Below are 23,822 nucleotides of genomic sequence, written 5' to 3'. Positions count from 1 at the left end.
TGCACGGTCGGCAAGACGGGCAACGATCTGCACTATCGCGGCTACGACATTCTCGACATTGCGGGCAACTGCGAATTCGAGGAGATCGCGTATCTGCTGGTGCACGAAAAGCTGCCGACGCAGGCCGAACTGACTGCGTACAAGACGAAACTCAAGGCATTGCGCGGCCTGCCCGCGAACGTCAAGGCCGCGCTCGAATGGATTCCTGCCGCCGCGCATCCAATGGATGTGATGCGCACCGGCGTGTCGGTGCTCGGCACCGTGCTGCCGGAGAAGGACGACCACAATCTGCCCGGCGCGCGCGATATCGCCGACAAGCTGATGGCCTCGCTCGGCTCGATGCTGCTGTACTGGTATCACTATTCGCACAACGGCAAACGCATTGAAGTCGAGACCGACGACGATTCGATCGGCGGCCACTTCCTGCATCTGCTGCATGGCGTCGAACCGCCGAAGTCGTGGGTCGATGCAATGCATGTGTCGCTGAACCTGTACGCCGAGCATGAGTTCAATGCATCGACGTTTACGGGTCGCGTGATTGCCGGTACAGGATCGGACATCTATTCGGCGATTACCGGCGCAATCGGCGCACTGCGCGGACCGAAGCACGGCGGCGCGAATGAAGTCGCGTTCGAAATCCAGTCGCGCTATCAGACGCCGGATGACGCGGAAAGCGATATCCGCAGGCGCGTCGAGAACAAGGAAGTGGTGATCGGCTTCGGTCATCCGGTCTATACGATCTCGGACCCGCGCAACAAGGTCATCAAGGAAGTGGCGAAGAAGCTGTCGAAAGAAGCGGGCAGCACGAAACTGTTCGATATCGCCGAGCGCCTTGAAACAGTCATGGCCGAAGTGAAAAAGATGTTTCCCAATCTCGACTGGTTCAGCGCCGTGTCGTACCACATGATGGGCGTGCCGACGGCGATGTTCACCCCGCTCTTCGTTATCGCNCGCACTGCTGGCTGGAGCGCGCACATCATCGAGCAGCGGATCGACAACAAAATCATCCGCCCGAGCGCGAATTACACCGGTCCCGACGATCTGCCGTTCGTGCCGCTCGCGAAACGCGTCTAGGGTCGATCTGGCGTTAGAGCACATCTGCATGCGTTCTTTTCATTGCGTTATGAAAGCGTGACGCGATGAAGCTGGGCCTTGGCTCGCCAATACCCCGAGCCAAGGCCGCTTTTTGCAGACGCGAGCTACACTAGGCGGATCGCTTCATAAAAGCAGGAACGCGCCGTAGAAAGCCCGTCCGACGCGATTAGCCGCCGCCCCTGTTCCGCATCATTACTGTTAGTCCCCACGCCATGAATACTGCCTACCGCAAACGCCTTCCGGGCACCCAGCTCGATTTCTTCGATGCGCGCGCCGCCGTCGACGCAATCCAGACCGGCGCCTACGACAAGCTGCCGTACACGTCGCGCGTGCTTGCCGAAAATCTCGTGCGGCGCTGCGATCCGGTGACGCTCGTCGCGTCGCTGAAGCAGATTGTCGAACGCAAGCGTGAGCTGGATTTTCCGTGGTTTCCGGCGCGCGTGGTATGTCACGACATTCTGGGCCAGACCGCGCTGGTCGATCTCGCTGGTTTGCGCGACGCGATTGCCGCGCAAGGCGGCGACCCAGCGATGGTCAATCCGGTCGTGCCGACGCAACTTGTCGTGGATCACTCGCTCGCCGTGGAATGCGGCGGCTTCGACCCGGACGCGTTCGCGAAGAACCGCGCAATCGAAGACCGTCGCAATGAAGATCGCTTCGATTTCATCAACTGGACGAAGCGCGCGTTCAGGAACGTCGATGTGATTCCTCCCGGCAACGGCATCCTGCATCAGATCAACCTCGAACGCATGAGTCCGGTCGTGCAGGTGAAAGACGGCGTTGCGTTTCCCGATACGCTGGTGGGCACGGATTCGCATACGCCGATGGTCGATGCGCTCGGTGTGATCGCGATCGGCGTCGGCGGACTCGAAGCGGAAAGCGTGATGCTGGGCCGCGCGTCGTACATGCGGCTGCCGGACATTGTCGGCGTGGAACTGACGGGCAAGCCCGCTGAAGGCATTACGGCGACCGACGTCGTGCTCTCGCTGACCGAATTTTTGCGCAAGGAAAAAGTGGTCGGCGCGTACCTCGAATTCTTCGGCGAGGGTACGGCGAAGCTCACGCTCGGCGACCGGGCGACGATTGCCAACATGGCGCCCGAATTCGGCGCGACGGCTGCGATGTTCTATATCGACGAGCAGACCATCAAGTACCTGAAGCTCACCGGCCGCGATGACGAACTCGTGAAGCTGGTCGAAACGTATGCGAAGGAAACCGGCTTGTGGGCCGACAGCCTCAGGCTTGCCGAGTATGAACGCGTACTGAGGTTCGATCTGTCGACGGTCGTGCGCACGCTCGCCGGGCCGTCGAATCCGCATCGGCGCCTGCCGGTTTCAGAACTGGCGGCGCGCGGCATCAGCGGTAAAGTCGAGAACGAGCCGGGCTTGATGCCGGACGGCGCGGTGATCATCGCGGCGATCACGAGCTGCACGAATACCAACAATCCGCGCAACATGATCGCCGCCGGCCTGATCGCGCGTAACGCGAACCGGCGCGGACTCACGCGCAAGCCGTGGGCGAAGACGTCGCTTGCGCCGGGCTCGAAAGCCGTCACGTTGTATCTGGAAGAGGCCGGCCTGCTGTCCGAACTCGAACAGCTTGGTTTTGGCGTGGTCGCTTATGCGTGCACGTCGTGCAACGGCATGTCCGGCGCGCTGGATCCGGCGATCCAGAAGGAAATCGTGGAGCGCGACTTGTATGCGACTGCTGTGCTGTCGGGCAACCGCAATTTCGACGGGCGCATTCATCCGTTCGCGAAGCAGGCGTTTCTTGCATCGCCGCCGCTGGTGGTGGCTTATGCGATTGCGGGCACGATTCGCTTCGACATTGAAAAAGATGTGCTTGGTGTGGATGCAGAAGGCAATAACGTGACGCTGAAGGACATCTGGCCGTCTGACGAAGAAATCGACGCAATCGTGGCTTCGAGCGTGAAGCCCGAGCAGTTCCGCAAAGTGTACGAGCCGATGTTCGCGGTTTCCGTGGACACGCAGGAGAAAGCGGACCCGCTCTACGACTGGCGGCCGATGAGCACGTACATTCGCCGTCCGCCGTATTGGGAAGGCGCGCTTGCGGGAGAGCGCACGTTGAAGGGCATGCGTGCGCTTGCGGTACTCGGCGACAACATCACGACCGATCACCTGTCGCCATCGAATGCAATTCTGCCGGACAGTGCAGCGGGCGAATACCTCACGAAAATGGGCTTGCCCGAAGAGGACTTCAATTCGTACGCGACGCATCGCGGCGATCACCTGACCGCGCAGCGCGCCACGTTCGCGAACCCGACGCTGAAGAACGAGATGGTGATCGAGGACGGCAAGGTGAAGGCCGGTTCGTTGGCGCGCATCGAGCCCGAGGGCAAAATCACGCGCATGTGGGAAGCGATCGAAACGTATATGGAGCGCAAGCAGCCACTGATCGTAATTGCCGGGGCCGACTATGGCCAGGGTTCGTCGCGTGACTGGGCGGCCAAGGGCGTGCGTCTGGCCGGCGCTGAAGCGATTGTCGCCGAAGGATTTGAGCGGATTCACCGCACGAACCTCGTCGGCATGGGCGTGTTGCCGCTGGAGTTCAAACCGGGCGTGAACCGCATCACGTTGGCGATTGACGGCACCGAGACCTTCGATGTAATCGGCGAACGCAAGCCGCGCGCGGACCTGACGCTCGTGATTCATCGTAGAAGCGCTGAGCGGGTCGAGGTGCCGGTGACGTGCCGGCTGGATACAGCCGAAGAGGTTTCCATCTACGAGGCCGGCGGCGTGTTGCAACGTTTTGCGCAGGATTTTCTGGAGTCGTCGAAGGCGGCGGCTTAAGGTTTGCTGGCAGCGTCGAGTCGCTCTAGCGGTTCGGCAATAGGGGAACTCGAGGCGGGCGGCGCGGTGTTTGGTGCGGCTCGCCTTTAATCACGGCATTGTTTCAGGACACTGTTTTCATGGCGCACAAACCGCAGATCAAGATTCCGGCCACCTATATGCGTGGTGGCACGAGCAAAGGTGTGTTCTTCCGCTTGCAGGATTTGCCCGACGCGGCGCAAGCGCCGGGCGCCGCGCGCGACGCGCTGCTGCTGCGCGTGATCGGCAGCCCCGACCCGTATGGCAAGCAGATCGACGGCATGGGCGGTGCGACGTCGAGCACGAGCAAGACGGTGATCATCGATAAAAGCAGCAAGCCCGATCACGATGTGGATTACCTGTTCGGTCAGGTGTCGATCGACAAGCCGTTTGTGGACTGGAGCGGCAATTGCGGCAATCTCTCCGCGGCGGTGGGGCCGTTCGCAATCAGCACCGGTCTGGTCGACGCCAACCGGATTCCGCGCGATGGCATGGCCACCGTGCGCATCTGGCAGGCGAACATCGGCAAGACGATCATTGCGCACGTCCCAATGACCGATGGCGCGGTGCAGGAAACGGGCGACTTCGAACTCGACGGCGTGACGTTTCCGGCGGCGGAAGTGCAGATCGAATTCATGGACCCCGCTGCGGAAGAAGAGGGCGCGGGCGGCTCGATGTTCCCCACCGGCAATCTCGTCGATGATCTGGAAGTGCCGGGCGTCGGCACGCTGAAGGCGACCATGATCAACGCCGGCATTCCGACCATTTTCGTGAATGCGGAAGCGATCGGCTACACGGGCACGGAGTTGCAGGACGCCATCAATAGCGATGAAAAAGCGCTCGCCATGTTCGAGACGATTCGCGCACACGGCGCGCTGCGCATGGGACTGATCGGGCATCTCGATGAAATCGCGACGCGGCAGCACACGCCCAAGATCGCGTTCGTTGCGAAGCCGGCTGATTACGTCGCGTCAAGCGGCAAGCGGATCGTCGCGGGCGACGTTGACTTGCTGGTGCGCGCAATGTCGATGGGCAAATTGCATCACGCGATGATGGGCACGGCCGCGGTCGCGATCGGCACGGCGGCGGCGATTCCGGGAACGTTGGTGAATCTGGCGGCTGGCGGCGGTGAGCGTGAGGCGGTGAGGTTCGGACATCCGTCCGGGACGTTGCGGGTGGGGGCGGAGGCTGCTGTTGTCGGCGGCGAATGGGTGGTCAGGAAGGCGGTGATGAGTCGTAGTGCGAGGGTGTTGATGGAGGGGTGGGTCAGGGTGCCTTAGCCCGCCCGGTTGAAAGCGTCCGCCCGCACTGACTTATAATCGCCGGGCCGTCCAGAAACGCGCGAAGCTCAGGTTTGGAAACCTGCGATCGCAACTGCACCTCGCGCTTACACGGGGCGTGCATCCGCGGGCGTGCCACGTACCGTCAACCGAGTGTCGGGCGACCCACTGAAGTCTTAGGGAGATCGCACAATGAGTAAAAACAAACGCCAATCGCAAACCGATTCCCGCCCACCTGTCGACGCTCTCCAGTATGAAAAGCTTGCTCTCTCGGCTTTCCATCTCTGTGACCGGCAGATGAGCAAACTGAATACGTTGATTACGCTTGCGTCCACAATATGTAGGAATCCTGCCGTCACGAGCGACGAGCGCCGTCGGCAGCAGACCATGCTCGAGTTGCTCATCAGCACCGGCGAGCAGTACCAGCAGGAACTTGCGTGCGACCGGGAACTGTTCCAGGTGATCGCGCTCGATGCAAAGGGAGTCGCCAAAAGGCGTATCACGGCGAGGCGGGCGGCGCGTCTGCTCGAAGAGGCCGGCGAGATAGCGGCCGCCGCGCTGATGCCGGAGGCGAACGCCGGCCAGCAGGGAACGGCGTCCGTGGACGAAGCGCCGGCTGACGACATGAAAGCCGGCCCCGGACCGGGCGTCACACAACACTGATGGCACACGCAGGATAGTTGGCGACCAAAGCCCGCTTTCTCCGCGCCTCATATGCGGACAACGCATACGAGGCAGGTAAGAAGACCGGCGAGGGCGTCCATGAGTCAGCGTGCCGGTCTTCATCGCATCGGCCGCGCTCGCAGCGTTATTTCGTTACTTCGCTCCGTGCTTCGCCTGCCAGCGTTGCATGACGCTGATTTCGTCGTGCTGCGCCTTGACGATGTTCCGCGCGAGGCGCTTCAACTCCCGGTCCTTGCCGTACTTGAGCTCGACCTGCGCCATGTCGATTGCGCCTTGGTGATGCGGGATCATGTGCGCGACAAAGTCCTTATCGGCGTCGCCGGTGTAGGCCGGCGCGCTCATGTTTTTCATCATTTTGTCGTCGGCTGCCTTGAATGCCGGCGTCGAGTCGCCGGAGCCGGCGTCGGCTGACGCGGACATGTCCATGCCGGGCATGGACGCCGTGTGCTGCGCGTGAACAGGCGCGGCCGCCGCGGCGCATGCGATGCCGCCGAACACGCAGAAAGCACGAAAAGCGCGAAGATTCTTCATAGTCGATTCCAGTTAAAAAAAGCTTTTTCAGGCGATATTCAGATAATCAGTCGCGCACCGACGGATGAAACCCCGGCGCCGCGATAGCCGCGACGAACTGCGCCGGCGGCAGCGTCGACGTGATTTTGACGATTTTCGCGGACACGTCGATGTCAACCTTCGCGGCCGGATCCGGACCGGCGATCGCGCGAGCGACCGCGTTGGCGCATCCACCGCAAGACATATCCTGAACGGCAAATTCCATTTTCATTCCCAATCTCCTGAGATAAATCTCAAGAGGATCTTGGACCTTCCCATTGCGGTAAGGTCAAGTCTGTATGCATGCGTTTTTACTTTGACCGCTGACGCCAATCTGCGTCTGCGATTCGGAACGGTCCTACACAAGCGTCCGCACGCGACGTCGATAATCGACGCGCCATAAAGCGCAGGGCAGCGTTCATAGTCTGCGCCAGTCAAGGCCTTCACAGTTCATCAACGCAGACTCATTCGCGCGATCATGCAAAGCCAATCCCCGGTGTCATCCCAGGCAATTTCGTTGTGGTTCAACGAGGCGGAAGAGGCACGCGTTGGAGGGCGCCTGGACACGGCGCAGGCACTCCTCGATCGAATCATTGTGCATGATTCAGCGCACGCGGGCGCACTGTACTCGCGCGGGCTGGTGGCGCTTGCATTGGATCAGTTGCCATTGGCGCAACGCTGGATCGAGCGCGCGGTCGAAGTCGAGCCGCAGCCGCCGTTCTTCGGCATGCTGTGCCTCATCCAGGTGAAGCTGCGCGCGTTCGCGAGCATTGTGCAGACTGCCCGGGCGGGGCTTGCGCATCAGCCCGATTCGCTCGCGCTCCACTATTACCTGGGCGTCGCGCTGCAATTGCAAGGCCGTGCCGAAGAGGCGGCGGTCGCTTATCGCAGGTTGATCGAACTCAAGCCGGACTATGCGCAGGCGCACGCGAATCTGGGCGTCGTCGTGAGAGACCTGGGTTCGTTGAGCGGAGCCGAGCAGCATCTGAGACAAGCCATGACGCTAGACCCGTCTAATCTCGGCGCGCGCGCGAGTTTCAGTCAGGTTCTGCTGGCGGCGGGCCGTTATGAAGAGGCATGGCCGTATTTTGAAGACCGTTGGGCCAATTTCGTCGATGCCAACGGGCAGCCCGCATCGGAGCGGCCCCAACTCCCATTGCCGCAATGGAAGGGCGAACGTGCCGACGTCGTGAGCGGTGCGCACGGCGTGCCCGAGCGCGGCGCGCGTCTGCTGGTTCTGCCCGAACAGGGTCACGGCGACAGCTTGCAATTCGTGCGCTATCTGCCCCTCGCGCTCGAACGTTTTGCCCAGGTGGGCTATATCTGCCCGCCGTCGCTGCGGCGTGTTTACGAAGAGTCGTTGTGCGCGCGCTGGCCAGGCATCGTCATGCTCGACGACGCTATGCCGAACGTCAAGGAGTGGGACTGGCAATGCCCGTTGATGTCGCTGCCGCTGGCATTCGGCACGCGCCTCGCCACTATTCCCGCCGCGGCGTATCTGGGCGCGAACCCGCGGCGCTCCGCCGAATGGCTCGTAAGACTCGACGCCCTGTCTCAACCGGATCTGCCGCGCGTCGGCGTGGTGTGGGCGGGCGGCCACTCCGGACTTAGCGAAGACCGTGCGCGCAGTCTGACATCGGCGCAACTCGCGCCACTGTTTTCGCAGTCGCATGTGCGTTGGATCAGCTTGCAAAAAACCGACGACCTTGCGAAGCGCCCGAACGCGTCGGCGAAAGCGTATCTCACTGACTGGATGGACCAGGTGTCCGACTTTGCGGACACCGCCGCGATCATCGACAACCTGGACCTCGTGATTTCGGTCGATACCTCTGTCGCTCATCTGGCAGCGGCTATGGGCAAGCCAGTATGGCTGCTCAATCGCTTCGCCGGTTGCTGGCGGTGGCTGCGCAATCGCGATGACAGCCCGTGGTATCCGACAGTGCGCATCTTCACGCAATCGCAACGAGGCAATTGGGACGAAGTGATCGAGCGCGTCACAGCGCAATTGATGCAGCGCTATGAACCGGGCAGGGCTTACCGTTCCTTTGTGCGCTAGCGAAGCGAACGTCAGACCGGACTTACTGACTGGTGAATTTGGGTGCCAAGCTGGGCCGTCGTCGCATCGTCGCTTCCACTGGCCTTTGTCGATTGTTTCCTCGCGCGGCCATCGTCAAGCCAATGAGCGTCGCGCCTGCGAGGTGGCTCACGAACGGCGCCACGTCGAACGCGCTTGCGATATGCTTTTGTGACGAGGGCGCGCACCGAGCGCCGAGCACAAATCACAAAGGAGTCGCAACATGAAAGCGGTCAAGATCGGAACGCCTGCCAGCGTCGACAATCTTCAGGTGGTCGATATCCACGATCCCGGTCAGCCGGGCCCGGGCCAACTCCGCGTTCGCATCCATGCCAGTTCGTTGAACTTTCACGACTACGGCGTCGTAAGCGGTGTGCTGCCCGCCGACGCTGGGCGCATTCCGATGGCGGACGGCGCGGGCGTGGTGGAAGCGGTCGGCGAAGGCGTTGGCGAATTCAAGACCGGCGATCATGTGGTGTCGTGCTTCTTCCCGTTCTGGGAGAACGGTGCGCCTGCGATTGGCGACTTCAAAACCACACCCGGCGATGGCGTCGACGGCTACGCGCGCGAAGTCGTGGTTTTGCCGGGCCACTATTTCACGCATGCGCCGAAAGGCTATAGCCATGCCGAGGCCGCGACGCTCACCACGGCGGGGCTCACGGCATGGCGCGCGCTGATCGTCGACGGGCAATTGAAACCTGGCGCCACGGTGCTCGTGCTCGGCACCGGTGGTGTGTCGATCTTCGGCTTGCAGCTTGCGAGAGCGATGGGCGCGTCGGTGATCGCGACATCCTCGTCGGCTGCGAAGCTCGAAAAGCTGCGAGCGCTCGGCGCCGATCATACGATCAACTACCGCGACAATCCCGAATGGGGCAAAGAGGTGCGCTCGCTGACCGGAGGGCGGGGTGTCGATCATGTGATCGAAGTGGGCGGTCCTGGCACGTTGCCGCAGTCGATCACGGCTTGCCGGATCGGCGGTCATATCGCGCTGATCGGCGTGCTGACCGGACGCGCGGGCCCGGTGCCGACGGCGGCGCTGATGGCGCGGCAACAGCGGCTGCAGGGCCTGATTGTCGGTAGCCGGCAGGATCAGCGCGACATGATTCGCGCGCTCGAAGTGACCGGCATCAAGCCGGTGATCGACAGCACGTTTGAACTTGCGAAGCTCGGCGACGCGTTCAGGCATGAAGCCGCTGGTGCTCACTTCGGCAAGATCTGCGTGTCGATTTAAGCGTTGCGCGGTTGAGCGCCCGCGTAGCGCGGTGACGCTCAGCCGCGCCGCGCGAGGTCCGCGAATGTGACGCGTTTTGCCGTGCATGCTTCCGTGAACGCTTCGTCGTAACTCGAAAAGAATACCGTGCGGGTTTGCGCGAGCATCGTGAACAGGTCGACCAATACAGCGCGAGCAGCGGCGTCGAGCCCGCCGACGGGCTCGTCCGCGATCAGCACTTTCGTTTCGCCAATTACCGCCGACGTCAGGAAAAACTTCTTGCGCGTGCCAAACGACATCTGTTCGAAGCGCTTTTCCAGATGCGGCGTCAGGCCGAAGCGGTCGGCCAGAGCGAGCGTCGTGTCGCTGAGCACGACCTTTCTCGCCGAAGCCACGCTCTGCAGATATCCGCGACCCGTTGGATCGGGCGACGGCATGCAATCCTCGGGCACATAGGTCAGCAGCGCTTTCGCGGCTGCGGGCGTCGCGCGCAGCGAATGGCCGCCGATCCGGATTTCGCCCGCATCGGCCTCGGCCGCGCCAGCGAGGATGCCGAGCAGGGTGGATTTGCCGCTGCCCGACTCGTCGTTGAGGGCCACGCAGCCTGAAACCGTGTCGTGGTGCAGTCCCTCGAAGATGACGCGATCGCTATAGCGCTTGCTGAGGTTCTCGAATCGAAGCATGAGTGTTGTGTGGTGAGTTTGTGTCAGCGGCCCTGCAACGCCCGTTTGAGAGCATTGCGGCCAAAAGTGAGACGGATCTCGAAGCCTAACAAAAATCCGCGCCACCACTCAGGTATGCCGTGTTGGCAGCGAGATCGCCGAACCACGCGCCCAGCGCGGCAAACAGCAAAGCAACCGCAAAAATAGGGCGGGGTGAAATGATAGGTCTACAGAATACGCGACCTTTTTTACGCTGCTAAACTGTGCGCCGGAGCAGTTTTCTACCGCATTCATGTGCGGCTCGCGCCCTAAATTCCGTGCACATCAAATCGCGGGATAGGCGGTGGAAACAGGCCTTTTCTGCGATTTGGAAGAGGCAGCCGCACGGCATACTGGCTCGTACGCGGCGGACTAAAGAGGGACGCATGGTTGGGTGTCCTTTCTTCCGGGCAGGCATGGCGTCGCAATAGCCGATTCCTCTCCCAACCGCTCACCCTCTCTGATTCGATATGTATCGGGGCTCGCCTGAGCCCGTTTTTGGAAGTGACTCATGAAGCCGGGAAAGAATTCGCTTGGGAAAACACGGGCGCGCAAATTCGCCATTGCGACGTCAATGGCGCTCATCGCATTGATGCTCGCATTCAGTTTCTGGCATTACCAGCAGCGCGCCGCGCAGGTCGCGCCCGCGCTAACCGGCGTCGCCAATCAGATGCGCCACGATACGTCGGCGTGGACGCGCGAGGAGAAAGACGCGTCGCAAATGCTGCGCGACATTCATGAGGCGAAGGTCGCCGCAATCGGCGTGAGTCCCAGTGCGATTCTCGTGTCGAAGCGCGACGGCTCCAAATACTTCGTGACCGACCACGACGCGACCTTCTCGCACGCGCTTTTACTAGGCGAGCCGAAAAACGGCGACGCGGCTTCGTACCAACTCGTGTGGCTGCCCGACGCGGATATTCGCACGGGCGGCTCGCGCTGGATTCAGGTGTTCGACCAGACGCGCGACGTGATCAGCCTGCTGCTGCCGTTGCTGCTGATCGGCGGCATGGTGTGGTTCATGCGCCGTGAGATGCGTGGCGGCGCGACGCTGCTCGGCAAGGCGCCCACACTGCGCTTCGACGACGTAATCGGCGCGGGTGAGGCGAAGGCCGCGCTCGCGGACATTCGCGGCTATCTGTCGAACCCGAAGCAATTTACGTCGATGGGCGTGCGCGCGCCGTGCGGAATTTTGATGGTGGGCGGTCCCGGCGTTGGTAAAACGCGGCTCGCGCAGGCGCTGGCCGGAGAATGCGGCGCGAGCTTCATCTCGATCACCGGCAGCTATTTCAGCGCGAAGTATTACGGCGTCGGCATCCAGAAGGTCAAGCATCTGTTCGAAATGGCGCGCAAGAATGCGCCCACGGTAATCTTCATCGACGAAGCCGACGGTCTCGCGAAGCGCACCGACACCGGCGGCGGTCCTGTCGAAGCTGAGAGCAACCGCATCATCAATCAGCTGCTCGCGGAGATGGACGGCTTCGCTTCGAACGAAGGCGTGATCATCGTGGCGGCCACGAATCATCCGGATAATCTCGACGAGGCCTTGCGCCGGCCTGGCCGTTTCGATCGCACCGTGCAGGTTCGTCTGCCCGATCGCGAGGACCGCGCGAAAATCTTCCGTTTCTATGCAGAGAAGCTGAAGTCGAAGGCCGCGGACATCGACTACGATCAGCTCGCGCGCCTGACCACTGGCTTGTCGCCCGCGACCGTCGCAATGGTCGTGAATCAGGCAGGACTCGTCGCGCGCAAGGCCGGCGAGACCGAGATCGCGGCGAAGCATTTCATCGAAGCGATCAAGATTGCGCGCATCGGCGACGTGAGCGGCGCGGAACGCGCGTTGACCGAGGACGAACGCACGCGTATCGCCGTGCACGAAGCCGGGCATGGCCTCGTCGCGGCGCTGCTCGGCACCGGCGTGCTCGAGGAGGTCACGATCCTGCCGCGTGGCGGCGCGCTGGGCGTAGCGCTCATCACCAAGGCGCAGGACAAGCATCTTTATCGCGAGACGGAGATTCGCAACGAAGTGAAGGTCTTGCTCGGCGGGCGCAACGCGGAAATCCTGGCGTTCTCGGAAGCATCGAGCGGCGCAGCCTCCGATTTGCAGGAAGCGTCGCGTATCAGCCTCGACATGGTCTCGAAGTTCGGTTTCAACAGCGACGGCAATCTGTTCAGCCTCGCCGCATTGCCCTCGCAATACGCGGGTCTGCAGATGAAGGGCGCGATCGATCAGGCAAACGTGCTGCTCAAGGAGTTGAACGAGCAGTGCTATAGCCTGCTGCACGCGTATGAGCCGGTGCTGCGCGCTATCGCCGATGAACTCCTCGACCACGAAACGGTGCCCGGCGAAACGGTGTACCGCCTGATCAAGGAACACAAGAGCACGCTGAAGATCGTGCACGAGCCCGAGGCGGCTTGAGTGCTATAAGCGACGCAGCGGCGTAGGCACCCACGCTACGCGAAGTCGGACGGCCCGGGCGGCGGAACGCCCGGAGGCGTCTCTGTTTCACCCAGCGGATCGCGTTTAGCCTTGCTGTCGTCGTCCGATAACGGGTTCTGGTCTTTCTCCGGCAATGGCTGGTCGAGGCCCGGCTCGACTGGTGTGGGGATCGCATCGCCAACAGGTTTTGAAACCTCGGTGGGCGGACCACCAGGGTCCTGCGATTTGTCGTGGTCCTGCTCCTGGTCGTGCTCGTTCGGGCTATCCGGCTGATTGGCCACGGCGCATCTCCAGTTAGTGACAGTGATATCATCGTGCAGCAATGTGTGTGCCACGCGCGGCGTCAAGCGGCATCTGAAGCGGTCCCCTCGTCCGTCAACGCACATTGGCTACGCTCCTTCCGGGTCATAGTCGACGCGAGCGGCGCCGTGTGCGTCGATACGGAATCAACGTTGCCCGTCGGCGTACGCCGCGTCTTCAACCGAAGAATGGGTTTTTCGATAATCCGCCACGACAGCAGCGCCATTGCGAGCGAAATCGCAAACGACGCCGCAATTCCCACCGCATGCGCCCACAACGGCACAACACCACCGAACAGCGCTTGCGCATGATGATTGCGCGTCAAGTCCGGAATCAGGTTGTGGTACAGATAGAAGCCATAGCTGATGCGTCCGAGACCCGCCAGCCAGCGCGCTTCCAGCAGCCCCATCACGACCGCGTTGCGGCAGCACGCAATCGAACACACCAGCGCCGCGATGCACAGCCCATATGCGCCGCTGACGCCGGTAAAGAGCACGGGATTCCCGATATCGCTCCACGCCGGCTCGGTTGCACACAAGCCCACGAGACAAAGGCTCAAAACAAATAGCGTGGCGCCGTGTCCGAGCCAGGCCCGCAGGCCGCCCGCATCGTGTGCGCTTCCTGCGATCATCAAGCCGCCCATTCCACCGAGCGCCAACAACCAGAAGTTGCTCAGCGGATGTGTGTAGATCGTGATCTCCTGCCAATGCGCGGCACGCATCGCCAGAAGCGAGACGAGTCCCGTCACGACGATCAGCGCGCATACCGCGAGGTGCCGCCGCGCCGCGAGCATTAACAACAGCGGTGCAAACACGAGATAGAACTGCTCCTCGATGGCGAGGCTCCACAAATGCGAGTAGCGCCCCGGCCAGTAATGCAGCACCGAGCCGATCCAGAAGTTCGACAGATACGCGAAGTGAAACGGCATGCCGCTCGCGAGCTCGGGACTCGCCATGCCGAAGAGCATTAGCGCGCTCATCACCGTCAGCATCAGGTAGTAGATCGGAAAGATGCGCAGCGTCCGGCGAAACAGGAAGCGCTTGAGTTCGGCGGCGAACCTGCTGCCGCTTTGCTCGATGCGTTGCCGCTGAGCGGACAGAATGCCGATGATCAGAAAGCCGCTCAGCGCAAAGAAAATCCACACGCCGAGGTGGCCTATTTCGCCGATGTCGCCGAATAGCCGGTGTTGAAGAAAGACCATCAGCACTGCAATGGCGCGCAGTCCGTCGAAGCCGGCAATCCTGTTGTTCATGTGAGTGTCTTCCAATGCGAAGGCGGTGCGCGGTGCGCGACCGTTCAGGTCGGTAATGGAAGGACCGGTGCCGCGCGAATGACAAGCTCGAGACGCAAACGAGCAGCGGCAAAAAGAAGGCGTCGCAACGACGCTCAACGCGCCCGCCGAACGCAGGTCGGCGCGCAAACGTGTCCGGTCCACATGAGTGGCCGCCGTGCGGAGAAGCCGTCGCGCGAGATGCGCGAACTCCGACGGTCATGCATGAATTCATCCTACGATGAAAAAAAGCGAAAAAAATCGCATCCCGCGATCAACAAATTTTTTTCTGCGGCACGGGCTGGCCGGCTTCACGCGATAAACGCGAAAGCCGCAAAACTTGCTGCAAATGGAATGCGCGGCGAATCACTATTACCGCATGCCGACAGGCGGATTTCAGATTGCCAGCGGCTCGCCCGAAATGACAGGCTGCTTGTCAGCGCCCACGACGCGACCGCACCGCATTCGCAGGAACGCTATATCGTGGCATGTTGCTGGATAACTTTCCTGCGAGAACACGAATGGAAATTCGCCGCGGACGCTCCCTCGAAGTGGACTTCTTTCGCGGCGTCGTGCTGATCGTCATCGTGCTGGATCACATGCCCGGCAGCATACTGTCTCACCTGATGCTGCACGCGTACGCATTGTGCGATTCGGCTGAAGTGTTCGTGTTTCTCGGCGGCTATGCGTCGGCGGCCGCGTACACCGCGGTACTCGTGGGCCGAGGCGAAAGGGCCGCGAACCTGCGCTTCGTGCGGCGCTGCTGGGAAATCTACCGGGCGTATCTGTTGACAGCGATGCTCACGCTGCTCTCGGGCGCTGTTCTCGCGTTCCTGCGCCTGAATCACTCGATGGTCGAACTCACCGGCTGGTCGTCTTTCGCCGCGCAGCCGCTGCGCCAGGCGTTCGAAATCGCCGTGTTGCGGCGGCAACCCTACCTGTCGAGCGTGTTGCCGATGTACGTGTTCTTCGCACTGTGCGTGCCCCTCGTGGTGCCGCTGGCGCTGCGCTCGCGCATAGCGGCGCTGCTGCTCAGCGCCGCCGTGTGGTGGCTCGCGCGGCCGCTGGCGGTGCTATTGAGCATTGACGATATGGCCGGCTGGGCTTTTAATCCGTTTGCATGGCAACTGATGTTCGTGTTCGGCATCCTGTGCCGGCTCGCGCCCATCAGCGAGCGCTTTCATGCAGGCGACGCGGCGCGCTGGTTCACGGGAGCCGCCGTTGCCGCGGTGCTCGCGTTTGCCGCCGTCAAACTTTTCGTGCTGACGCAACCTTTACCCGGCACCCTTAAGCAAAATCTCTCCGTGGATCGCGTGATCAACTTTATCGTCATCGCCTGGCTTGCTGCGCGGCTCGTGCGCATGGGCAGCATCGCGCGGCTCGCGCAGCGTTTGCCCGCCGTGGTCACCGTGGGCCGGACCGGGCTCGTATGTTTTGTCGGCGGCACGCTCGTGTCGTTGATCGTCGATACAGCGACGCCTCATACGTTTCATGGCTTGCGTGGTGTGCTGATCGGACTGGCTGGAGATTTCGTCGCCATTGGCGCGCTGCTGATTGTTGCGCGCGGCTGGCACGGATGGAAGGGACAGCAGCTGCGTGCCGCTGCGAGCGGCGCGCGTTGCGGATGAAGGCGCGGTCGTGCGGAATGTGGTATCGGCGGGCTTTGCGTGTGCGGGCATGGGTGACCGCGGCCATCGTTGCCATTAACTTGCTCGGACCATGTGCTTCTACGGCGTTCGCGGCGCAGAAAGAGGCGCCGCTTTCCATGCGCTGCGCGGAATTCGCGGGCGCTGTCTTGCCGCCGGAACTGATCGCGTTGCCGACTGCCGGCGCGCAGATCGAGAGCGCGTCGATGGTGAGCGCGACCGCGCCGGGTAATCAGCAAGGCGGCGAATATTGCCGCATCACTGGCCGCATCAAGGCGCTCAAACCGACCGCGCCTGATATCCGTTTCGACCTGAATTTGCCGCGCCGCTGGAACGGCCGCGCGCTGCAAATCGGCGGCGGCGGCTATAACGGCGTCGTGGTTAGCGGCACTGGCGTGATGCCGTTTTCGCCGGATCGGGCGCCGCTTGCGCAAGGCTATGCAACCTTCGGCGACGATTCGGGACATGTCGGCGATTCATCGCTCGCAGTGTTCGGTCTCGTCGACGAAGCCGTGATCAACTTTGGCTATGCGCATCTGAAGAAGACGCACGACGCCGCGCTTGCGCTGATTGCGCGCGCTTACGGCCGGCCGCCGCAGCGAATGTACTTTGCCGGTGGCTCGACGGGTGGCCGGGAAGGCTACACCGCGATCCAGCGCTTTCCCGACGACTACGACGGCGTGATCGCCAATTCACCCGCGCTCAATTTCTCGGGCGTGCGCCTGATCGGCGTGAAGCTCGGCCAGGCAGAGTATGCAACGCCGGGCGGCTTCATTCCGCCGTTGCTGCTCGAGCAGGTCTATCAACGAACGCTTAGCGTATGCGACCGGCTGGATGGCGCCGCGGACGGCATAGTGAGCGACGTCGCCGCATGCCGCGAGCATGAAGCGGAAATCATCGAATCGTTGCGTTGCGCGGGAGCCATGTCGTCACGCGACCCATGCCTGAGTGAGCCGCAACTCGCCACGTTGATGGTGCTGCGCAACGGCTTGTCCCTGCCGTACAAACTGGCGTGGGACGTCAGCGGTTATCGCGGCTACAACGTTTTTGAGGGTACGCACTTGACCGGCTCGCTTGGGTTGGGGCATCAAGCGGAACGTCTCGGCGTGCCGAAGTTTTTCGCCAACGGTTATCTGTTCGCGCAAGGCGACGGCTACGTGCGTTATTTCGTGGCGCGTGACGCGGAGTTCGACTCGCTCAGGTTCGATCCGCAGCGCCCGGGTAAATATCGCGCGCAATTGGTCGCGCTTTCGCAGACCATCGGCGCGATGAATACGGACCTTGCGCGGTACATCGCACGCGGCGGCAAGCTGATCACGCTGCAAGGTCTCGCCGATGAAGTCATCAGCCCGAATCAGACCATCGCCTACCATCAGGCGCTGATCGATCGCTACGGTGTGGACGAGGTCAATCGTTTCATGCGCTTGTACATGGTGCCGGGTTTTCAGCACGGCAGCGGCGCATTCGTTCCGTCGGTGGATCTGCTCGGCGCGCTCGATAACTGGGTGACGCGCGGCGCATCGCCGGAAACGTTGATCGCCACCGATATCGCGGCGGCGACCAACGGACGCTCGCGCCCGCTATGCCGTTATCCGCTGTTTCCCCGTTATACGGGCAAGGGCAATATGAATCTCGCTGCGAGCTTCGTGTGCGCGGAGCCCTGACTTCATGCTGTGATTGGCTCCTCTCGCGAAGCGCGACTTCTTTACATTGGAGCCGTTGCAAAATCCACCATCGACGTTGCCGGCGTCGCATCACGGCTCCGAAACAACAGGACGGCGATGCCGCGCGCCGGCACCGCCGTCCCTGTTAAAGCCACACTCGCAGGGTCAAAGACCCGCTTGAATATCAGCCATCTTTACTGGCCGTTCTGGGTCGTACCGTTGGTACCGTTCATGCCGTTGGTGCCGCTCGTACCGCTGCGCGTGCCGTTGCTCATCCCGCTATTGGACCGCTTGGTGGTCGCGCTATTGGGCGACGCGCCAGTACCGGTGCCCATGCCGCCGCCGGTGCCCGTCACGCCCGGCGAGCCATAGCCCGAGTCGCCCGGATGCTTCATCGTGCCCGGGCCGACGCCGGGCGTTGCGGTTCCGCCTGCGCCGCCCGTCGTGCCGCCGCCGGCGCCCACGCCGTTACCGCCGCCGGAGCCGCCCGCCGCCCCCGCTCCAGTGCCGCCGCCCGCGCCGCCACCGGCCCCGCCGCCCGCTTGTGCATAGGCCCCGCCCGAGAGTGCCATTACGAGTGCTGATGCAAGAATCGTCGTCGTAAAGCGTTTCATGGTCATCTCCATAGAGTTGATTGATGTCACGCGAGCGCCTTGCACTCACATGAGCAAACTGCCGCAAGCACTGTGCCTTGGTTGCCGGCGCGAGGCGCACGGGCGCAGCAGCACGGCGACAATCGAGCATGGCGCGTTCCCGGCGCGGTGTGCGGGTCACACTCCCACGGCAAGGTCCGACGCGCGCTGCGTCACAGCGAGGCTCTATCCATACGGAAACCGAACTGTCTTGCGACGCCGCGAAAGACGCAGGGAACGAACTCAAGCAACGAACGCAAGCAAGGAACTCAATCTACAAGCGCTGCAAAGAGACGCATCGAAGGCGCCCAGTTTTTCTGCTGCCCGATTCTTTCCGCTGCACGCTTTCGCAGATTCCATTACATTGCGGATGCGGTCGCGCTTGCGCGTCATTTCATCCACTTTCACAACGGTGTCTGCCATCATCGAATCCATGCAGCCAATCGTCTCAGTCACGAATCTGTCGAAAATCTATGCCGGCGGTTTTCAGGCGCTAAAAAACATCAATCTGGCGATCAACCGGGGAGAAATTTTCGCCTTGCTGGGGCCGAACGGCGCAGGCAAGACGACGCTAATCAGCATCATCTGCGGGATTGTCAACGCGAGCGAAGGCAGCGTGACGGTCGACGGTCGCGACATCGCCACCGACTATCGCGGCGCGCGCTCGCTGATCGGCCTCGTGCCGCAGGAACTCACCACCGATTCGTTCGAAACCGTGTGGGCGACCGTGTCGTTCAGCCGTGGGCTGTTCGGCAAGCCGAAGAATCCCGCGTATGTCGAGAAGGTGCTGCGCGACCTGTCGCTGTGGGAAAAGCGCGATAGCAAGATCATCACGCTGTCGGGCGGCATGAAGCGCCGCGTGCTGATCGCGAAGGCGCTGTCGCACGAACCGCGCGTGCTGTTTCTCGACGAACCCACGGCAGGTGTCGACGTCGAATTGCGCCGCGACATGTGGAAGCTCGTGCGCTCGCTCGCGGCAAGCGGCGTGACGATCATCCTGACCACGCATTACATCGACGAAGCGGAGGAAATGGCCGACCGCATCGGCGTGATCAACGGCGGCGAAATCATGCTCGTCGAAGAAAAAACCGAGCTCATGCGCAAGCTCGGCAAAAAGCAGTTGACGCTGCAACTGGAAAGCCCGCTCGCTGCGTTGCCGGCGTCGCTCGCAGGCTACGGGCTCGATGTCGCGAAGGGCGGCAACGAACTGATCTACACCTACGAAGGCGACGGCGGCCGCACCGACATCATCGCGCTGCTCAAGGCGCTTGACGACGCCAGCATCCGTTTCAAGGACCTGCATACCACGCAGAGTTCGCTTGAAGATATCTTCGTGAGTCTGCTTCGAGGTAACGCATGAATCTCTACGCTATTCGCGCGATCTACAAGTTCGAGATGGCGCGCACCTGGCGCACGCTGATGCAAAGCATCATCGCGCCCGTGATCTCCACGTCGCTTTACTTTGTCGTGTTCGGCGCGGCCATCGGCTCGCGTATCAAGGAAGTGGACGGCATCAGCTACGGCGCGTTCATCGTGCCCGGGCTGATCATGTTGTCGCTGCTGTCGCAGAGCATTTCGAATGCGTCGTTCGGGATTTACTTTCCGCGCTTCACGGGCACGATCTACGAGTTGCTGTCGGCGCCGGTGTCATATCTGGAGATCGTCGTGAGCTACGTGGGCGCGGCGGCCACCAAGTCGATTCTGCTCGGCCTCATCATTCTCGCGACAGCGGGCCTGTTCGTGCCGCTGCAAGTGCAGCATCCGTTCTGGATGATCCTGTTCCTCGTGCTGACCGCAGTTACGTTCAGTCTGCTCGGGTTCATCATCGGCATCTGGGCGGATAGCTTCGAGAAGCTGCAACTCGTGCCGCTGCTGATCATTACGCCGCTCACGTTTCTAGGCGGGAGCTTCTACGCGGTGAACATGCTGCCGCCGTTCTGGAAGGTCGTGACGCTGTTCAATCCGATCGTCTATCTGGTGAGCGGGTTTCGCTGGAGCTTCTACGGGCTCGCGGATGTGAACGTCGAGGTAAGTCTCGGCATGACGGCTCTCTTTCTGGCCGTGTTTCTTGCGATCGTCGCGTGGATCTTCAAGACGGGTTACCGGTTAAAGAGCTAAGCGCGAACCTGTGCATAAAAAATGCCGTGGCGGCGCGTGCCGCCACGGCATTTTCGTGGCTTGCCTTCAAGTTCGCCTACGACACGTAGGCCTTCGCGACGTTGATCAACTGAACGCGGTTGCGCACGTTGAACAACTGCCGCAAGCGGCGCAAGTGATAGTCGACGTTATGCGGCGACAGCCCGAGGAAATACGCGATTTCCTTGTCGCGCTGCCCCTGAACCACCGCCTTCAGCACCGCGTGCTGCAACTCGCTCAACGTGACGCGCTGCTGCTGCGCGGGCGTCATGCCGATCACGCTCTTCGCGTGAGTCCAGATGAACTCATGAATCGTGTGCGCGAACATTAACGTTTCCGCCACGATCGATTCGGTCATCCAGCGCGGGTTGCCGATCTCCGAGTTGAAGCACAGGCTCGCGCTCAGCTCCGGCTCGGGCAACGGCATCTGCGTGAGAATGCCACTCTTTCGGCCGGTCGCCTCGAGCATGTCGATCAGGCCGCCGAGCCGCTCACTGCGCATTTGCGCGCGAGGCAGATCGGCGCGCATGTCGACCGTGTTCCAGAGGAACGGCATGCCGGTCGGCGAGGCCAGCGCCACGCGCGGATCGAGCTCGAAATAACGCTCGCGGAAGTAGCGCGTGAGCCAGCTCTGCGACTCGTAGCTCGTCAGAACGAACATGGTCTTGCGATGCGCGGACGTGCGCGTGGCCGTATAGCTGAACGAGTCGAAGCCCAACTGTCTGATGCGTTGCCGCACGAATTCGATGCGGTCTTGCGCACTGCCAAAACGCACCAGCGGACTGATGACCGGCGCGCGCCGTGCGGCGGGCGCGGGCGTGCCGATCTCTTCCTCGGTGAAGAGCGTGAGGAAACCAGCGGGCGCCGCGCTCGTTGCCGCGCGGCTCGATACCATCGATGCTTCAGCCGCGTGGGCTGACTTCGCGGCCTGCCGCGTACCGGCCGGGTAGGCCGGTTGTGCGGTGAGCGCTGAATTGTATGCCGCCGATGCATGGCCGGCTTCGCCCTGCGGCGAACCGGTCAGCCAATGCGGCAGCGTATCGCATTCGTGTTCCATGAAACGGTAGCTCCGGCGTTCGAAACGCGTGAAAGACGACAACCTGAATGATTAGCTATTTCCAAAAATTGCGGTAGCCGGTTCCTTGCTATCATTTTCGAGATCTTGCGCTGACAGCCGACCGGCAACGCGGGTATGACACGGTTCTCTCATTTGCATACGGCACCTCCTCGGGAATGGACGTGATGACACGAATTCCAAAGCTGACAACGACGCTTGCCTACGACCGCTACATGGCGGGCCAAAAACTGGTGTCGAGCGTGGATCGCCCGTGGCGGCACCTGGTGTTGCGCTCCTATCTCGAACCGGACGAGCAGGAGCTGCTTGAAGCGCCCGGACTACAAGACCTCACGCTGATGACGCTCGCGAGCGGCGCCGAGCATCTCGAGCGCAATGTGAACGGGCGCTGGGAAAGCGCCGAACTGCGGGTGGGCGACGTCTGGTACGTGCCGCCCGCGCCGGTGTCCTGGCGCTGGCGTTCGATCAGCGATGAGCCGCTGTCGACCGTCCATTTACATATTGAGCGCAGCCTGATCGACAGCGTCGCAGATCAGATGGAGCTCGGTGGGGCACGCCGCGAACTGTCGCTCGGCGACGCGATGCGATTCCACGATCCGCTCGTTGCCGCGATGCTTGGTGCATTGCATCGCGCCGCCAGTGACCCGGTCGACTCGCGACTTTATGTGGATACGCTGGTTCATGCACTCGCCGCGCATCTTCTTCAACATTATTCGCACGGGCGGCAAGCAGGGGCGGCGCCGCCGGCGCAACCCGAACGGCTGGTGCCGCGCCGCATTCGCCGTGTCACCGACTACATTCGCGCTAACCTTCGCGCGGACCTGTCGATCGGCGAGCTGGCCGCCCAAGCCCGTCTAAGCAGCTTCCACTTTGCCCGCGTGTTCCGCCGCGAAACCGGCGAAACGCCGCATCAATATGTGACGCGTTTGCGGCTCGAGGAAGCGGCGAGACTGCTGCGTTCGACCGATCAGACCGTATTGCAGATTGCGATTGCGGTTGGTTACGACAATGCCAGTCATTTCTCCGTGCAGTTCAAGCGTGACTACGGCGTGACGCCGCTTGCTTACCGGCTGCGCGGCTGACTTGCGGACTGCGCGGCGGCAAGGGCCGGCAGACGGGCAGTTCAGCCGCAGGCGGGGTTCCGGCTACAGCCGGTGAGGGACGGCGCTCGAGTACTCGCGGATGTGAGCGCGCCCCGCGATGCCTGGCGGCGCTGCGCATTCCGTTTGCGCTTTGGGTTCGCGGCCGGTCGGATTGCGCCATGCGAGAAGAGGCGAAGCCGGAAGGCCATCTGTAGGAATCACGCACCTTTCGAAGTGTGCTGTGCATTGCGCGGCTTGCAAACTACGAACTTTCGTGGCGCGACTGAGGCTAGAGCTGGCATGACGGTGCCGCCCGCGCTTGCGCCCGCTGCGATCGGCGCCGCGCATTGCCGGTCGAACTGGACTGACCGGCTCTGCGCCAACTGTATCTGTCGGAGCCTTGCACAGGACGACAGAATGACCAGCCCACGGCTTGGCCCGAGCCGCGTCCGAGCCGCATCCGACCGACCATCCTCTTTCTCATTCACCGACATACCGGATACCTCGCAATGACCCGACTTCGAATCACCTCCTGCGGCCACGTCTTTATCGCCGAAACGAACCCCGACGCGCCGCAGACCGTGGCCGCCTTTCTGAAGCTGTTGCCGTACCGCCAGAAAATCATCCACGTTCGATGGAGCGGCGAAGGCTGCTGGGTGCCGCTCGGCGAGTTCAAGCTGGAGAACGGCGGCGCGGCCGTCGGCTTCGAAAACCACACGAGCCATCCGTCGGTCGGCGACATTCTGTTTTATCCGGGCGGCTATAGCGAAACCGAAATTCTGATCGCTTATGGCTCGTGCTGCTTCGCGAGCAAGATGGGGCAGCTTGCGGGCAACCACTTTTTGACCATCGTCGAGGGCAAGGAGAAGTTGCGCGAAGTCGGCGTCAAGGTGCTGTGGGAAGGCGCACAAGACGTGCTGTTCGAAAAGATCTGAGCGCGGTCAGCGTTCGTCACTGAGTTGCGCGTATCCTGGCGCGGCATCCCCCATCTTGCGATCTATCACTACGAGCCAGCATCGACTGGCTCGTATTTTTTCTAAGCCGCTTCTCGGCCACTCTAAGCGTTGGGCTTAAAGCCGCTTAAACGTCCGCATTGCGGATTAAGACATTTGGCAGTTTTCGTCTGAATCGCATTATGCCTTTTAGCTAATTCAAGCGA

The 23,822-nt window shown here is 61.9% G+C and carries 22 protein-coding genes; 14 read left to right on the top strand and 8 right to left on the bottom strand.

The window, feature by feature from the left end; translation table 11 throughout:
- From prpC to F759_RS0117015, 4 genes are all read left to right on the top strand, one after another.
- The coding region (gene prpC, locus F759_RS0117030) for a bifunctional 2-methylcitrate synthase/citrate synthase (RefSeq protein ID WP_027800934.1) at positions 1 to 1,074 on the top strand (1,074 nt) is incomplete at its 5' end.
- Positions 1,075 to 1,307: 233 nt separating this feature from the next.
- Positions 1,308 to 3,905: a Fe/S-dependent 2-methylisocitrate dehydratase AcnD gene (gene acnD / locus F759_RS0117025; protein WP_027800933.1), complete on the top strand. Its 2,598-nt coding sequence runs from the start codon at positions 1,308 to 1,310 to the stop codon at positions 3,903 to 3,905.
- A gap of 119 nt (positions 3,906 to 4,024) precedes the next feature.
- On the top strand, positions 4,025 to 5,203 hold the full coding sequence (gene prpF / locus F759_RS0117020; RefSeq protein WP_027800932.1) for a 2-methylaconitate cis-trans isomerase PrpF: 1,179 nt from the start codon (positions 4,025 to 4,027) through the stop codon (positions 5,201 to 5,203).
- Between the two features lie 192 nt (positions 5,204 to 5,395).
- The gene (locus tag F759_RS0117015; RefSeq protein WP_027800931.1) at positions 5,396 to 5,866 is read left to right on the top strand and encodes a hypothetical protein; all 471 of its coding nucleotides are present in this window, start codon (positions 5,396 to 5,398) and stop codon (positions 5,864 to 5,866) included.
- A gap of 153 nt (positions 5,867 to 6,019) precedes the next feature.
- On the opposite strand, the gene copM is transcribed toward F759_RS0117015, so the two are convergent.
- Both copM and F759_RS0117005 read right to left on the bottom strand, forming a co-directional pair.
- Positions 6,020 to 6,418, bottom strand: coding sequence for a CopM family metallochaperone (copM, locus tag F759_RS0117010; RefSeq protein ID WP_027800930.1), 399 nt, complete (start codon positions 6,416 to 6,418; stop codon positions 6,020 to 6,022).
- A 46-nt stretch (positions 6,419 to 6,464) separates the two neighbouring features.
- The gene (locus F759_RS0117005) at positions 6,465 to 6,662 is read right to left on the bottom strand and encodes a heavy-metal-associated domain-containing protein (RefSeq protein ID WP_027800929.1); all 198 of its coding nucleotides are present in this window, start codon (positions 6,660 to 6,662) and stop codon (positions 6,465 to 6,467) included.
- Between the two features lie 252 nt (positions 6,663 to 6,914).
- On the opposite strand from F759_RS0117005, the gene F759_RS0117000 reads away from it, so the two are divergent.
- Both F759_RS0117000 and F759_RS0116995 read left to right on the top strand, forming a co-directional pair.
- Entirely contained in the window at positions 6,915 to 8,492 is a 1,578-nt protein-coding gene (locus F759_RS0117000; protein WP_027800928.1) for a tetratricopeptide repeat protein, read from the top strand.
- Between the two features lie 241 nt (positions 8,493 to 8,733).
- The gene (locus tag F759_RS0116995) at positions 8,734 to 9,741 is read left to right on the top strand and encodes a zinc-dependent alcohol dehydrogenase family protein (protein WP_027800927.1); all 1,008 of its coding nucleotides are present in this window, start codon (positions 8,734 to 8,736) and stop codon (positions 9,739 to 9,741) included.
- Positions 9,742 to 9,779: 38 nt separating this feature from the next.
- Here the strand turns inward: F759_RS0116995 and F759_RS0116990 are convergent, their stop codons facing one another.
- Positions 9,780 to 10,403 (bottom strand): ABC transporter ATP-binding protein, encoded by a 624-nt coding sequence (locus F759_RS0116990; RefSeq protein WP_027800926.1) that lies wholly within the window; start codon positions 10,401 to 10,403, stop codon positions 9,780 to 9,782.
- Positions 10,404 to 10,932: 529 nt separating this feature from the next.
- On the opposite strand from F759_RS0116990, the gene F759_RS0116985 reads away from it, so the two are divergent.
- Positions 10,933 to 12,837, top strand: coding sequence for an AAA family ATPase (locus tag F759_RS0116985; protein WP_027800925.1), 1,905 nt, complete (start codon positions 10,933 to 10,935; stop codon positions 12,835 to 12,837).
- Between the two features lie 35 nt (positions 12,838 to 12,872).
- Here F759_RS0116985 and F759_RS0116980 read toward each other — a convergent pair whose 3' ends face one another.
- A complete protein-coding gene (locus F759_RS0116980; RefSeq protein WP_027800924.1) occupies positions 12,873 to 13,139 on the bottom strand; it encodes a hypothetical protein in 267 nt (88 codons plus the stop codon).
- A 62-nt stretch (positions 13,140 to 13,201) separates the two neighbouring features.
- On the bottom strand, positions 13,202 to 14,410 hold the full coding sequence (locus tag F759_RS0116975; RefSeq protein ID WP_027800923.1) for an acyltransferase family protein: 1,209 nt from the start codon (positions 14,408 to 14,410) through the stop codon (positions 13,202 to 13,204).
- Positions 14,411 to 14,653: 243 nt separating this feature from the next.
- Between F759_RS0116975 and F759_RS43030 the strand changes: the two genes are divergently transcribed.
- The 3 genes from F759_RS43030 to F759_RS0116965 all read left to right on the top strand — a co-directional run bounded on the left by F759_RS43030 (position 14,654) and on the right by F759_RS0116965 (position 17,738).
- Complete coding sequence (locus F759_RS43030; RefSeq protein ID WP_161633321.1) at positions 14,654 to 15,007, top strand: hypothetical protein; 354 nt, start codon at positions 14,654 to 14,656, stop codon at positions 15,005 to 15,007.
- The gene (locus F759_RS0116970; RefSeq protein WP_027800922.1) at positions 14,950 to 16,056 is read left to right on the top strand and encodes an OpgC domain-containing protein; all 1,107 of its coding nucleotides are present in this window, start codon (positions 14,950 to 14,952) and stop codon (positions 16,054 to 16,056) included. Before F759_RS43030 ends, F759_RS0116970 begins: the two co-directional genes overlap by 58 nt.
- 137 nt (positions 16,057 to 16,193) lie before the next feature.
- Entirely contained in the window at positions 16,194 to 17,738 is a 1,545-nt protein-coding gene (locus tag F759_RS0116965) for a tannase/feruloyl esterase family alpha/beta hydrolase (protein WP_244438851.1), read from the top strand.
- A 194-nt stretch (positions 17,739 to 17,932) separates the two neighbouring features.
- Here F759_RS0116965 and F759_RS42860 read toward each other — a convergent pair whose 3' ends face one another.
- A complete protein-coding gene (locus F759_RS42860; RefSeq protein WP_027800920.1) occupies positions 17,933 to 18,352 on the bottom strand; it encodes a hypothetical protein in 420 nt (139 codons plus the stop codon).
- 261 nt (positions 18,353 to 18,613) lie between these two features.
- Positions 18,614 to 18,805, bottom strand: a complete 192-nt coding sequence (locus tag F759_RS42185) for a hypothetical protein (RefSeq protein ID WP_152530658.1) — start codon at positions 18,803 to 18,805, stop codon at positions 18,614 to 18,616.
- Between F759_RS42185 and F759_RS0116955 the strand changes: the two genes are divergently transcribed.
- Together F759_RS0116955 and F759_RS0116950 are read left to right on the top strand one after the other, a co-directional pair.
- Positions 18,804 to 19,730 (top strand): ABC transporter ATP-binding protein, encoded by a 927-nt coding sequence (locus F759_RS0116955; RefSeq protein WP_027800919.1) that lies wholly within the window; start codon positions 18,804 to 18,806, stop codon positions 19,728 to 19,730. The genes F759_RS42185 and F759_RS0116955 overlap by 2 nt on opposite strands.
- Positions 19,727 to 20,488 carry an ABC transporter permease gene (locus F759_RS0116950; protein ID WP_027800918.1) on the top strand — a complete coding sequence of 254 codons (762 nt, stop codon included), beginning with the start codon at positions 19,727 to 19,729 and terminating at the stop codon, positions 20,486 to 20,488. Before F759_RS0116955 ends, F759_RS0116950 begins: the two co-directional genes overlap by 4 nt.
- Positions 20,489 to 20,564: 76 nt before the next feature.
- Here the strand turns inward: F759_RS0116950 and F759_RS0116945 are convergent, their stop codons facing one another.
- Positions 20,565 to 21,563 (bottom strand): helix-turn-helix transcriptional regulator, encoded by a 999-nt coding sequence (locus F759_RS0116945; RefSeq protein ID WP_027800917.1) that lies wholly within the window; start codon positions 21,561 to 21,563, stop codon positions 20,565 to 20,567.
- Positions 21,564 to 21,739: 176 nt separating this feature from the next.
- On the opposite strand from F759_RS0116945, the gene F759_RS0116940 reads away from it, so the two are divergent.
- Positions 21,740 to 22,663 (top strand): helix-turn-helix domain-containing protein, encoded by a 924-nt coding sequence (locus F759_RS0116940; RefSeq protein WP_209440492.1) that lies wholly within the window; start codon positions 21,740 to 21,742, stop codon positions 22,661 to 22,663.
- 509 nt (positions 22,664 to 23,172) lie between these two features.
- A complete protein-coding gene (locus tag F759_RS0116935) occupies positions 23,173 to 23,598 on the top strand; it encodes a DUF3830 family protein (RefSeq protein ID WP_027800915.1) in 426 nt (141 codons plus the stop codon).
- Positions 23,599 to 23,822 lie beyond the last annotated feature (224 nt).

The organism is Paraburkholderia dilworthii (assembly GCF_000472525.1).
Taxonomy (GTDB): domain Bacteria; phylum Pseudomonadota; class Gammaproteobacteria; order Burkholderiales; family Burkholderiaceae; genus Paraburkholderia; species Paraburkholderia dilworthii.
The sequence above is the reverse complement of the archived record's forward strand: the minus strand, read 5'-3'. Positions and strand labels throughout refer to the sequence as shown.

What these genes read in the sequence shown, in the direction of transcription:
- F759_RS0116985 (WP_027800925.1), top strand. Translation starts at nt 10,933, where the DNA reads ATGAAGCCGGGAAAGAATTCGCTTGGGAAAACACGGGCGCGCAAATTC.
- F759_RS43030 (WP_161633321.1), top strand. Translation starts at nt 14,654, where the DNA reads ATGAATTCATCCTACGATGAAAAAAAGCGAAAAAAATCGCATCCCGCG.
- F759_RS42185 (WP_152530658.1), bottom strand. Translation starts at nt 18,805, where the DNA reads ATGGATTCGATGATGGCAGACACCGTTGTGAAAGTGGATGAAATGACG.
- F759_RS0116940 (WP_209440492.1), top strand. Translation starts at nt 21,740, where the DNA reads ATGGACGTGATGACACGAATTCCAAAGCTGACAACGACGCTTGCCTAC.
- F759_RS0117005 (WP_027800929.1), bottom strand. Translation starts at nt 6,662, where the DNA reads ATGGAATTTGCCGTTCAGGATATGTCTTGCGGTGGATGCGCCAACGCG.
- F759_RS0116995 (WP_027800927.1), top strand. Translation starts at nt 8,734, where the DNA reads ATGAAAGCGGTCAAGATCGGAACGCCTGCCAGCGTCGACAATCTTCAG.
- acnD (WP_027800933.1), top strand. Translation starts at nt 1,308, where the DNA reads ATGAATACTGCCTACCGCAAACGCCTTCCGGGCACCCAGCTCGATTTC.
- F759_RS0116945 (WP_027800917.1), bottom strand. Translation starts at nt 21,563, where the DNA reads ATGGAACACGAATGCGATACGCTGCCGCATTGGCTGACCGGTTCGCCG.
- F759_RS0116955 (WP_027800919.1), top strand. Translation starts at nt 18,804, where the DNA reads ATGCAGCCAATCGTCTCAGTCACGAATCTGTCGAAAATCTATGCCGGC.
- F759_RS0116975 (WP_027800923.1), bottom strand. Translation starts at nt 14,410, where the DNA reads ATGAACAACAGGATTGCCGGCTTCGACGGACTGCGCGCCATTGCAGTG.
- F759_RS0116965 (WP_244438851.1), top strand. Translation starts at nt 16,194, where the DNA reads ATGCGCTGCGCGGAATTCGCGGGCGCTGTCTTGCCGCCGGAACTGATC.
- F759_RS0116970 (WP_027800922.1), top strand. Translation starts at nt 14,950, where the DNA reads ATGGAAATTCGCCGCGGACGCTCCCTCGAAGTGGACTTCTTTCGCGGC.
- F759_RS0116990 (WP_027800926.1), bottom strand. Translation starts at nt 10,403, where the DNA reads ATGCTTCGATTCGAGAACCTCAGCAAGCGCTATAGCGATCGCGTCATC.
- copM (WP_027800930.1), bottom strand. Translation starts at nt 6,418, where the DNA reads ATGAAGAATCTTCGCGCTTTTCGTGCTTTCTGCGTGTTCGGCGGCATC.
- prpF (WP_027800932.1), top strand. Translation starts at nt 4,025, where the DNA reads ATGGCGCACAAACCGCAGATCAAGATTCCGGCCACCTATATGCGTGGT.
- F759_RS42860 (WP_027800920.1), bottom strand. Translation starts at nt 18,352, where the DNA reads ATGAAACGCTTTACGACGACGATTCTTGCATCAGCACTCGTAATGGCA.
- F759_RS0116950 (WP_027800918.1), top strand. Translation starts at nt 19,727, where the DNA reads ATGAATCTCTACGCTATTCGCGCGATCTACAAGTTCGAGATGGCGCGC.
- F759_RS0116935 (WP_027800915.1), top strand. Translation starts at nt 23,173, where the DNA reads ATGACCCGACTTCGAATCACCTCCTGCGGCCACGTCTTTATCGCCGAA.
- F759_RS0117015 (WP_027800931.1), top strand. Translation starts at nt 5,396, where the DNA reads ATGAGTAAAAACAAACGCCAATCGCAAACCGATTCCCGCCCACCTGTC.
- F759_RS0117000 (WP_027800928.1), top strand. Translation starts at nt 6,915, where the DNA reads ATGCAAAGCCAATCCCCGGTGTCATCCCAGGCAATTTCGTTGTGGTTC.